Below are 10092 nucleotides of genomic sequence, written 5' to 3'. Positions count from 1 at the left end.
GGAGGAGCGTGGGCCCGGGGGCAGCGCCCCCGGTAGCCACCCACGGGCCCCGCACACCATGGGGCACCGCACACACGGCGGACCGGGGTATGGACGCGCAGTGACCCGAGTGGAAAGCTCGAATGACCGCGGGCGTCATCGGTGCCGCCACGCCGCTGCGGCTCCTCATGTCCGCGCCCCTTCTCCTCACCGTGCACATTTCCTCGGGAGGCCGGAAACCATGGGCGACAAGACCAATTCGAGCGCACACCCCGGAGCCGCCGGCAGGGCTCCAGGGGCCGACCACCCCGCATCCGTACGGAACGTGGTGCTGGTCGGCCACAGCGGATCGGGCAAGACCACACTGGTGGAAGCCCTCGCGCTCGCCGCGGGGGCGGTGAACCGGGCGGGCCGCGTCGAGGACGGCACCACCGTCTCCGACCACGACGACATCGAGCACCGCCAGCAACGCTCCGTACAGCTCTCCCTCGTCCCCGTCGAATGGGACGGCATCAAGATCAACCTGCTGGACACCCCCGGATACGCCGACTTCGTCGGGGAGCTGCGGGCCGGTCTGCGGGCGGCGGACGCGGCCCTCTTCGTCGTCTCGGCCTCCGACGGCGTCGACGGCGCCACCCGCATGGTCTGGGAGGAGTGCGCCGCCGTCTCCATGCCGCGCGCCATCGTGGTCACCCACCTGGAGGCGGCCCGCGCCAACTTCGAGTCCATGACCGACTTCTGCGCGGACGCCTTCGGCGGCGACGACCCGGACGCCGTGCTCCCGCTCTACCTCCCGCTGTACGGCGACCACGGCGCCGACGGACACGCCCCGGTCGCAGGCCTCCTCGGCCTGCTCTCGCAGCAGATCTACGACTACTCGTCCGGCGAGCGCAAGGAGCTCTCCCCCGACCCCACCCAGCTCCCGCGCATCGAGGCCGCCCGGGCCCGGCTCATCGAGGGGATCATCGCCGAGAGCGAGGACGAGTCCCTGATGGACCGCTACCTCGACGGCGAGGACATCGACCTCAAGACCCTCGTCGGCGACCTCGAACGGGCCGTCGCCCGCGGCACGTTCCACCCCGTGCTCGCCGCCGCGCCCGCCCCCGAGGGCAGCCGCCAGGGCCTCGGCACGGTCGAGGTCCTGGAGCTGATCACCGGCGGCTTCCCGACCCCCGCCGAGCGCGAACTCCCCGCCGTCACCACCCCGCAGGGCCGTCCCGCTCCCCCGCTGACCTGCGACCCGGCGGGCCCGCTCGTCGCCGAGGTCGTCAAGACCGCCTCCGACCCGTACGTCGGCCGGATCTCCCTCGTACGCGTCTTCTCCGGCACGCTGCGCCCCGACGAGACCGTCCACGTCTCCGGGCACGGCCTGGCGGACCGGGGCCACGCGGACCACGACGTCGACGAGCGGATCGGCGCCCTCTCCTCGCCCTTCGGCAAACAGCAGCGCACCCTCTCCCACTGCATCGCGGGCGACCTCGCCTGCGTGGCCAAACTCACCCGGGCCGAGACCGGCGACACCCTCTCCTCCAAGGACGATCCGCTGCTCGTCGAGCCGTGGACGATGCCCGACCCCCTCCTCCCCCTCGCCATCCAGGCGCACAGCAAGGCCGACGAGGACAAGCTCTCGCAGGGCCTCGCCCGGCTCGTCGCAGAGGACCCCACCATGCGCCTGGAGCAGAACCAGGCCACCCGCCAGCTCGTCCTGTGGTGCCTCGGCGAGGCGCACCGCGACGTCGCCCTGGAACGGCTGCGCGCACGGTACGGGGTCAGGGTCGACGCCGTCGCCCACAAGGTGTCGCTGCGCGAGACCTTCGGCGAGAAGACCTCGGGGCGCGGCCGGCACGTCAAACAGTCCGGCGGCCACGGCCAGTACGCCATCTGCGAGATCGACGTGGAGCCGCTGCCACCGGGCACGGGCATCGAGTTCGTGGACAAGGTGGTCGGCGGGGCGGTGCCACGCCAGTTCATCCCGTCCGTCGAGAAGGGGGTACGCGCCCAGGCGGCCCGCGGTCTGGCCACCGGGTATCCGCTCGTCGACGTACGCATCACACTGCGGGACGGGAAGGCACACTCGGTGGACTCCTCCGACGCGGCGTTCCAGACCGCCGGGGCGCTGGCTCTGCGGGAGGCCGCCGCCGACGCCCGGATCGACCTCCTGGAGCCGGTCGCCCAGGTCACCGTCCTGGTCCCCGACCACTACGTCGGCCCCGTCATGAGCGACCTGTCGGGCCGGCGCGGCCGGGTCGTCGGCACCGAGCAGGCGGGGCACGGCCGCACCCTGGTCCGCGCCGAGGTCCCCGAGGTCGAGATCGGCCGGTACGCCGTCGACCTCCGCTCCGTCTCGCACGGCACCGGCCGGTTCAGCCGTACGTACGCGCGACACGAGCCGATGCCACCCCAGGTCGCAGGCAAATTCCGCGAACAGGAGCAAAATGGCAGCTAGTTGACCGATTTGCGGTGATGCCTCCCACCCCATGTCCGCCCAATTCACTTGCGGTGGGCGGCATTCCGCGCTCCCATGGCGAACAGGTCCACGAACCCCTCCTCGCCTCGATACCCTGTGATCCCAGCTCAGAAGGTGTGCGGGGCGCGGCAGTTGGGAACAGGCCGCAGTGCAGGAAGCGCCGCCCGCACCAAGCGGTGGCGCCGGGCAGTGTCGTACGGCGACGGTCGATGGGGGCGGTAGTGGCGGACTCGGGATTCGACTTCTCACCCGGGGCACAGGTACCGCTCCAGGGCTCGGCAGGACAGACCGCGGCCACGCACGCACTCGCCTCGGCGGCGTACCGCGACACCCCGGTGACGACGCTCCTCGACGCGAACAGCGAGTGGCACAAGTCCGACGTGAAGAAGGGCAAGCTCTCCCTCTTCGAGCCGAACCTCGGCGAGGCCTTCTCGCGCGCCGTCCAGGTCCGCATGCTCGGCGGCGCCCGCAAGGCCCTCATCCAGTCCTTCGGCACCGAACCGCAGACCATCGTCGAGCACTGCCTCGCCGCCACCAACATCCGCAAGGCCCGCGACACGAAACTCACGATCGCCATAGCCGTCTTCGGGCTGCTCTTCCTGCCGGGACTGCTGCTCTGGCTCGCCGTCTTCCAACTGCGCCGCACCATCACGGGCGCCAAGGACAAACGGGCGGGCGCCCTCGGCACGGCCCTGCTGATCGCCGTCGGCGGACTTGCCGTGATCTTCCTGATCAAGCTCCCCTTCGACGGCATCCTCGGCATCTACCTGCGGGCCATGGTGGTGGCTCCCGTCATCGGCTGGCTCTGGGCCAAGCAGATCTGCGAGTCCACCGCCCGGGACCTGCGCGAGCGCTGGTCCGCGCTCCTCTCCGGCGGCGGCATCGGTGCCAAGATCCCCGAGGCCGTCCCCAAGAGCCCGGGCGAGATCCACGCGGAGAACCTCCGCCAGGGCCTCGCCCGCCTCACCGCCGAGCAGCAGTCCAACTCGGTCTTCTACGCGGGCTCCAAGGGCATTCTCGGCATGGGCACCCGCTGGGGCAGCTGGCAGCTCGCCGAGCAGCTCGACCGTGCCGACCCCGCCAAGGAGATCCACGGCTTCCGCAGCTGGGACGTCGTGCGGGCCATCCACGACCAGCTCCGCATGCTGGAGCGCGGCCCCCTGCACACCGGCGGCTTCCCGACACCCTCCGTCAAGCACTGGATCGTCTCCTCGGTCGGCGAGAGCGCGGGCGAGGTCAGCCGCCCCGAGGGCCAGGACGTCGAGCAGTACCAGATCAAGAACCACGAGATACAGCGCATCTGCAACGAGCAGCAGTTCGGCGCCGGCAACCGGCACTACCTGGGCTGCCAGTTCACCCTCTGGGACGGCCAGTTGGTCATCACCATGCTCATCTCGGTGACCGTCCTGCACGAGACCCTGCGCATCGAGGTCACCGGTCACGCACTCGGCCCGGTGCACCCCCTGTTCGGCGCCAAACCCTCGCCGAAGACCGTCACGGTCAACAAGACGGTGAAGTTCTGGGAGACCAAGAGCCGGCAGCTCCCGCTGATCGACGTCAACGAGGTGGTCCGGCTCAGCGTCCGCGCCCCGCTCACCTGGTTCCCGAACGTCCTGGACTACTTCGGCGGCAAGCTCTCGCTGCCCGAGCCGTTCGGCCTGCGGCACGTCTGGGCGCAGACGCCCTGGCGGCACCGCTTCATGGCCGACGACGCGATGCGCGCGGCGACACCCGTACTACGCGTGGTGCACACCGCGGCCATCAAGGTCCTGGAGGACCACGGGGTCGACACCGAGCGCTTCAAGGGCCGCTCGACGATGCTCAGCGGCATGATCCAGGACCCGTCACCGCGCACCGACGTCTACAACGCGTGAGTACGTCCTAAGGCTGCTCGGGCCACACGTCGGCGAGCATCTTCCGCGTGTCCGCGAGCAGTTGCGGCAGCACCTTGGTGTGCCCGACGACCGGCATGAAGTTGGTGTCCCCGCCCCAGCGGGGCACCACGTGCTGGTGCAGGTGCGCGGCGATGCCGGCACCGGCGGCCGAGCCCTGGTTCATGCCGAGATTGAATCCGTGTGCCCCGGACGCCTTGCGCAGCGCCGTCATCGCCTTCTTGGTGAAGAGCGCCAGCTCGGCGGTCTCGGCGTCGTCGAGCTCGGTGTAGTCGGCGATGTGCCGGTACGGCATGACCATCATGTGGCCGCCGTTGTAGGGGTACAGATTCATGATCGCGAAGACGCTCGTACCGCGCGCGACGATCAGCGACTCCTCGTCACTGTGCGCGGGAGCCACGCAGAAGGGGCAGCCGTCCTCGGACCCGGGTCCTGTCGGCTTGTTCTCACCCTGGATGTACGCGATCCGGTGGGGCGTCCACAGCCGCCCGAACCCGTCAGGCTCACCCACCGGTCCACTCTGCTGCTCCGGCTCTGTCGTCATGCGGAAAGCATAGGCGGACGAGCTGGGAGAACAGCAGGGAGGGCGGCTCCTTGAACGGAACCGCCCTCCCTCGACCGCACCAGGTGCTAGACCTGTACGCGGCGCTCCACCACGTCGACGAGCTTGGCGATCGCCTCGTCGCGCGCGATGCCGTTCTCCTGCGACCCGTCGCGGTAGCGGAAGGAGACCGTACCCGCGGCCATGTCCTCGTCACCGACGATGATCATGAACGGGACCTTCTGCTTCTGCTGGTTGCGGATCTTCTTCTGCATCCGGTCGGACGACGCGTCCACCTCGACCCGCAGCCCCTTCTTCTTCGCCTCGGCGGCGAACTCCTGGAGGTAGGGAATGTGCGAGTCGCCGATCGGGATGCCGACCGCCTGGACGGGCGCCAGCCACGCCGGGAACGCACCCGCGTAGTGCTCCAGGAGCACCGCGAAGAACCGCTCGATCGAGCCGAACAGCGCACGGTGGATCATGACGGGCTGCTGCTTGGTCCCGTCCGGGCCGGTGTACTCCAGGTTGAAGCGCTCCGGGAGATTGAAGTCGAGCTGCACGGTCGACATCTGCCAGGTTCGGCCGATCGCGTCCTTGCACTGCACGGAGATCTTCGGCCCGTAGAAGGCAGCTCCACCCGGGTCCGGAACCAGCGGCAGCCCCTGCTTCTCCGCGACCTGCTGAAGCGTCGCGGTCGCCTCTTCCCAGATCTCGTCCGAGCCGACGAACTTCTCCGGGTCCTTGGTCGAGAGCTCCAGGTAGAAGTCGGTCAGACCGTAGTCGCGCAGCAGCCCCAGCACGAAGGTGAGCGTCTTGTCGAGCTCCTCCGCCATCTGCTCCTTGGTGCAGTAGATGTGCGCGTCGTCCTGCGTGAAGCCCCGGGCACGGGTCAGACCGTGCACCACGCCCGACTTCTCGTACCGGTACACGGTGCCGAACTCGAAGAGCCGCAGGGGCAGTTCACGGTAGGACCGCCCCCGAGCGTCGAAGATCAGGTTGTGCATCGGGCAGTTCATGGGCTTGAGGTAGTAGTCCGTGCCCTCGTCGAGCTGCATGGGCGGGTACATGCCGTCGGCGTACCAGTCCAGGTGCCCCGACTGCTCGAAGAGCTTCCCCTTGGTGGCGTGCGGGGTGTAGACGAACTCGTACCCCTCCTCCTCGTGGCGCTTGCGCGAGTAGTCCTCCATGACCCGGCGGATGACGCCGCCCTTGGGGTGGAAGACCGCGAGGCCGGAGCCGATCTGCTCCGGGATCGAGAAGAGATCCAGCTCGTTGCCGAGCTTGCGGTGGTCCCGCTTCTCGGCCTCCGCGAGGAATTCCAGGTGCGCCTTGAGCTCGTCCTTCGACGGCCACGCGGTGCCGTAGATGCGCTGGAGCATCGGGTTCTTCTCGCTGCCGCGCCAGTACGCAGCCGCGTTCCGCATCAGCTTGAAGGCCGGGATGTTACGGGTGCTGGGCAGGTGCGGGCCCCGGCAGAGGTCGCTCCAGCACACCTCGCCGGTCTTCGCGTCGAGGTTGTCGTAGATGGTCAGCTCGCCGCCGCCCACCTCGACGTCCGCACCGTCGTCACTCGAAGCGGAACCCTTGAGGCCGATGAGTTCCAGCTTGTACGGCTCGTCGGCCAGCTCTTCGCGCGCCGCCTCGTCGGTGACCACCCGGCGGGAGAACTTCTGTCCCCGCTTCTGGATGATCTGCATCTGCTTCTCGACGGCCTTGAGGTCCTCCGGGGTGAAGGGCTTCTCGACGTCGAAGTCGTAGTAGAAGCCGTCCTTGACCGGCGGGCCGATGCCCAGCTTGGCCTCCGGGAACAGCTCCTGCACCGCCTGCGCCATCACGTGCGCGGTCGAGTGCCGCAGGATGCCCAGGCCGTCCTCGGAGGTGATCTCGACCGGCTCGACCTCCTCGCCGTCCTGGACCTCGTAGGACAGGTCCTTCAGCTCGCCCGCGACCCGGGCGGCGACGATCGAGCGCTCGCCGGCGAAGAGCTCGGCTGCCGTAGTGCCCGTCGTCACCACGCGCTCTTCCCGCTCGGAATCGCGTTGGATGAACACACGGACATCTGACACCGGTCTCTCCTGACTGAGGGGGGTGCGTGCCTGTGGAAGCGGCACGCACCCGAATCGTACCGAGCGACCGGGCCCGCACGCGAAACGGTTATGCGCTCCTCCCCGAGCGCTCCCCGCCGCGTCCCCTCCATCCTCCCCGCCGCGTCCCCTCAGTCCTCCCCGCTGCACGCCTCCTCGAAGAAGTCCAGGTTCTCGTGCAGTGCCTTCATCAGCCGGTCCCGCTCCGCCTCGTCCACCTGGACGGGAGCGATCCCCGACGCCCCGGTCAGCCGCCGGAACCCGCCCCTGCTCTCCAGCCGCCCCCCGACCTGGACCGGCAGCCCGACGAGGTGCGCGTGCCCGGCGATCCGGTACGCCTCCTCGTCCAGCACCGTCCGTACGTACGGCACCTCGGCACCCGCCAGCACCCGCAGCCGTACCGTCCCCCCGCCGCGCGGCGCCGACCTGCGCATCCGTACGACAGCGCCCGTGATCCGCACCGGTACGGACGGCTCGTCGCGCCGGAAGCGGGCACCCGCGGAGCGCAGCGCGGGCAGGTCCCCCGATGAGAACTCGACGACCTCCGGCCGCGCCGCGCACCCGGGCGGCGCCCCGGCCCCCGGGGCCCAGGCCAGCGCGATCCGCGCACCCTCGGTGCCCTGCACCAATGCGACGACGGACTCGGTCAGTTCATGGCTGACGCCGGCCACCACCGCCGCGTCGAAGGCCTCCATGCCGCCGGTCGCGCGCTGGTAGTCGACGGCCTCGCGGGCCGCGTGCAGCGCGTGGTGCAGTCGTACGACGGTGGAGCGCCCGGTGGCGACCGGCACGAAGGCGGTGAGCGTGCGCCCGCCCGTCCCCGCTCCCACCAGCACACCGTCCAGCGCCGTCTGCGCCTGCCGCCGGTGCCGTGACCCGTAGTACCCGGCCCGGCCGCGCGCGGCGAGGGCCCCGGCGAGCAGCATCTGCCGGGCGGCCCCGCGCAGCTTCTCCTGGGCGGGCCAGGCGGCGGCGCCCGGCACTTCCTCCGGTACGTCCCGCGACCAGCGGAGCTCGTCGCTGTCCACGGCGAGCTGCACCAGCACCTCGCGCGCGGACGGCGCGGGGCAGCGTTCCAGGGCGGTCAGTGCCTCTCCGAGCAGGTCGTCGCTGTCGGGGAAGGCCCGCGATTCGGGTACGAGGAGGCTGGTTCCGCCACCCGCCGGACCCGGCGGGGTCCAGCGTGTGTAACGTCCCGCGGCTCCCCCGCGCCGCTGCCAGCCGTGCCGGGCGAGCAGGGCGCCGAGGACTGCGGGGTCGACCTGGGCGGGTTCGGGCCCGCCGCCGTCCCAGCTGCCTGCGGTTTCGCTCGGGTGCTCTCGTCCGGGATCGTCGATCGGCCGGTACCGGTGCATCAGGGTTTTCCTCCCGCCCCGACGCGGGTCATGATCTCGCAGAGGGCTCGGTCGTCGAATATCCGCGAGGTGGGGACCCGCACGTTGGTCCTGCTCCGGCCGGTCACCGGGTGTCCGGCCAGGTTGGTCCAGTAGCAGCAGTGCCGCAGGTCGAGCCGGTCGTGCCCGGCCCGCAGCCAGTCGTCCCGGCTCCTCGGCACCAGCATCACGACCAGGATCTTGTGCACCGACACGGGGTTTCTCGCCAGCTTCACCAGGTGCTCGTTGTCGAGGGTGAAGGAGAAGGCGGAGCCCGGCGGGCGCGGCGCGATCTGGTACGTGCACTTGAGCTGGACCTTGATGGTCACTTCGTCGTCGATGGTGTGCACGGGCGACCCGTGGCTGACGTGCCAGTCGATCCCGTTGTCCGGAAACGGCTGGGAGAGCGAACAGCCGGCGGCTGCCGCGACCGCGTGCAGATAGCCCACTTGGAGGGTCTCCATGCAGGCGGTGGTGGCGAGTGCGCCCCGCAGCGGATGTTCCGGAGGGGAGATCCGCTCGGGCAGCAGCCCGCCCGGTTCGGGCTGCGTGAGCGCCATGGCTGACGTGTGCCTTCCGGGCCGTGCCGATCAGGGATGGGTCCACGGACCGTCAACTTCCGGGCCCGTCACCTGTGTTGTCTCCGTACGGCTTATGGCGTAAACGGCCCGGGTATCACCGCTTCGGGCAGAAAAGCGCACCGGGGCCATCCGTGAGGCACGCCATCTGCCGGAAGCTCAGAAGGAGTGGGGACATGACGTGCTGGTACGAGGGGCCCCTGGCGGCCTTTGACACGGAAACCACGGGCGTGGACGTGGAGGGCGACCGGATAGTTTCGGCGGCCCTGGTGATCCAGGACATGGCGGGAGCGCGGTTTCGCGCCACCCGCTGGCTGATCAACCCGGGTGTCCCGGTCCCTGCGGGGGCCACCGAGATACACGGGCTGACCGACGAGCACCTGCAGCGCAACGGCCGGTGGCCGTCGCCCGTGGTGGAGGAGATCGCGCGGGCCCTGGCGGAGCAGTGCGCGGCGGGCCGGCCACTGGTCATCATGAACGCGCCGTTCGATCTGTCCATGCTGGACCGGGAGTTGAGGCGGCACCGGGCGTCCTCGCTCTCCCGCTATCTGGAGGCCAGGCCGCTGTACGTACTGGATCCGCGGGTCCTGGACAAGCACCTGGACCGGTACCGCAAGGGCCGCCGCACCCTGACCGACCTGTGCGCGCACTACGGCGTGGAGCTGGACGGGGCGCACGACGCGGCGGCGGACGCGACGGCTGCTCTGGAGCTGGTACGGGCCGTGGGCAGGCGGTTCGCGTCCCGTCTCGAACGCCTCTCCCCCGCCGAGCTGCACACCCTCCAGGCGGTGTGGCACGCGGCCCAGGCGCGTGGTCTGCAGGCGTGGTTCACGCGCAACGGTTCGCAGGAGGCGGTGGATCCGGCGTGGCCGCTGCGGCCGGAGCTGCGGGCCCAGGCGGCCTGATCAGGAGGCGGAGCGTCTGACGGCGACGAGTCCGGCTATCGCCGCGAGGCCGACGGCGCCCGCCACCGCACTGAGCACGACCTGGAGCACGCCGTCCAGTTCGGAGCTGAGAAAGCCGTTGGCGGCCACGGCAGCCGCCAACAGCATCCACAGCAGCGCTTTGACCATGGTGTTGTCCATCGGGCAGTGCTCCTCTGTCGGTACGGGGTGTCCGTGTGCCGACCACGCTAGGAACATCGCACCCGCGGAACCAGGGAGCCTGCCCCCTTGTCG

Annotated in this window: 8 protein-coding genes; 3 read left to right on the top strand and 5 right to left on the bottom strand. The window is 70.2% G+C overall.

Annotated features, from left to right (window positions below):
• The first annotated feature begins 220 nt into the window (after positions 1-220).
• Both ACWGIG_RS32395 and ACWGIG_RS32390 read left to right on the top strand, forming a co-directional pair.
• Complete coding sequence (locus tag ACWGIG_RS32395; RefSeq protein ID WP_453325258.1) at positions 221-2425, top strand: elongation factor G-like protein EF-G2; 2205 nt, start codon at positions 221-223, stop codon at positions 2423-2425.
• Between the two features lie 242 nt (positions 2426-2667).
• The gene (locus ACWGIG_RS32390; RefSeq protein ID WP_453325257.1) at positions 2668-4320 is read left to right on the top strand and encodes a hypothetical protein; all 1653 of its coding nucleotides are present in this window, start codon (positions 2668-2670) and stop codon (positions 4318-4320) included.
• A 7-nt stretch (positions 4321-4327) separates the two neighbouring features.
• Here ACWGIG_RS32390 and ACWGIG_RS32385 read toward each other — a convergent pair whose 3' ends face one another.
• The 4 genes from ACWGIG_RS32385 to ACWGIG_RS32370 form a co-directional block, all read right to left on the bottom strand.
• Positions 4328-4882 carry an HIT family protein gene (locus ACWGIG_RS32385; protein ID WP_453325256.1) on the bottom strand — a complete coding sequence of 185 codons (555 nt, stop codon included), beginning with the start codon at positions 4880-4882 and terminating at the stop codon, positions 4328-4330.
• An 86-nt stretch (positions 4883-4968) separates the two neighbouring features.
• A complete protein-coding gene (thrS, locus tag ACWGIG_RS32380) occupies positions 4969-6945 on the bottom strand; it encodes a threonine--tRNA ligase (protein ID WP_453325255.1) in 1977 nt (658 codons plus the stop codon).
• 149 nt (positions 6946-7094) lie between these two features.
• On the bottom strand, positions 7095-8318 hold the full coding sequence (locus ACWGIG_RS32375; protein ID WP_453325254.1) for a hypothetical protein: 1224 nt from the start codon (positions 8316-8318) through the stop codon (positions 7095-7097).
• Complete coding sequence (locus ACWGIG_RS32370) at positions 8318-8896, bottom strand: DUF4365 domain-containing protein (protein ID WP_453325253.1); 579 nt, start codon at positions 8894-8896, stop codon at positions 8318-8320. The genes ACWGIG_RS32375 and ACWGIG_RS32370 overlap by 1 nt, the downstream gene beginning before the upstream one ends.
• Before the next feature lie 194 nt (positions 8897-9090).
• Here ACWGIG_RS32370 and ACWGIG_RS32365 point away from each other — a divergent pair, with 194 nt between their 5' ends.
• On the top strand, positions 9091-9819 hold the full coding sequence (locus tag ACWGIG_RS32365) for an exonuclease domain-containing protein (RefSeq protein ID WP_453325252.1): 729 nt from the start codon (positions 9091-9093) through the stop codon (positions 9817-9819).
• On the opposite strand, the gene ACWGIG_RS32360 is transcribed toward ACWGIG_RS32365, so the two are convergent.
• Positions 9820-9999, bottom strand: coding sequence for a hypothetical protein (locus ACWGIG_RS32360; RefSeq protein WP_453325251.1), 180 nt, complete (start codon positions 9997-9999; stop codon positions 9820-9822).
• Between the last annotated feature and the right edge of the window lie 93 nt (positions 10000-10092).

The sequence above is a fragment of the Streptomyces sp. NPDC054863 genome (assembly GCF_053610825.1).
The sequence above is the reverse complement of the archived record's forward strand: the minus strand, read 5'-3'. Positions and strand labels throughout refer to the sequence as shown.

Excerpts from the sequence above, each read along its gene's own strand:
- ACWGIG_RS32370 (WP_453325253.1), bottom strand. The coding sequence starts at position 8,896 with ATGGCGCTCACGCAGCCCGAACCGGGCGGGCTGCTGCCCGAGCGGATC.
- ACWGIG_RS32375 (WP_453325254.1), bottom strand. The coding sequence starts at position 8,318 with ATGCACCGGTACCGGCCGATCGACGATCCCGGACGAGAGCACCCGAGC.
- ACWGIG_RS32365 (WP_453325252.1), top strand. The coding sequence starts at position 9,091 with ATGACGTGCTGGTACGAGGGGCCCCTGGCGGCCTTTGACACGGAAACC.
- ACWGIG_RS32395 (WP_453325258.1), top strand. The coding sequence starts at position 221 with ATGGGCGACAAGACCAATTCGAGCGCACACCCCGGAGCCGCCGGCAGG.
- ACWGIG_RS32385 (WP_453325256.1), bottom strand. The coding sequence starts at position 4,882 with ATGACGACAGAGCCGGAGCAGCAGAGTGGACCGGTGGGTGAGCCTGAC.
- ACWGIG_RS32360 (WP_453325251.1), bottom strand. The coding sequence starts at position 9,999 with ATGGACAACACCATGGTCAAAGCGCTGCTGTGGATGCTGTTGGCGGCT.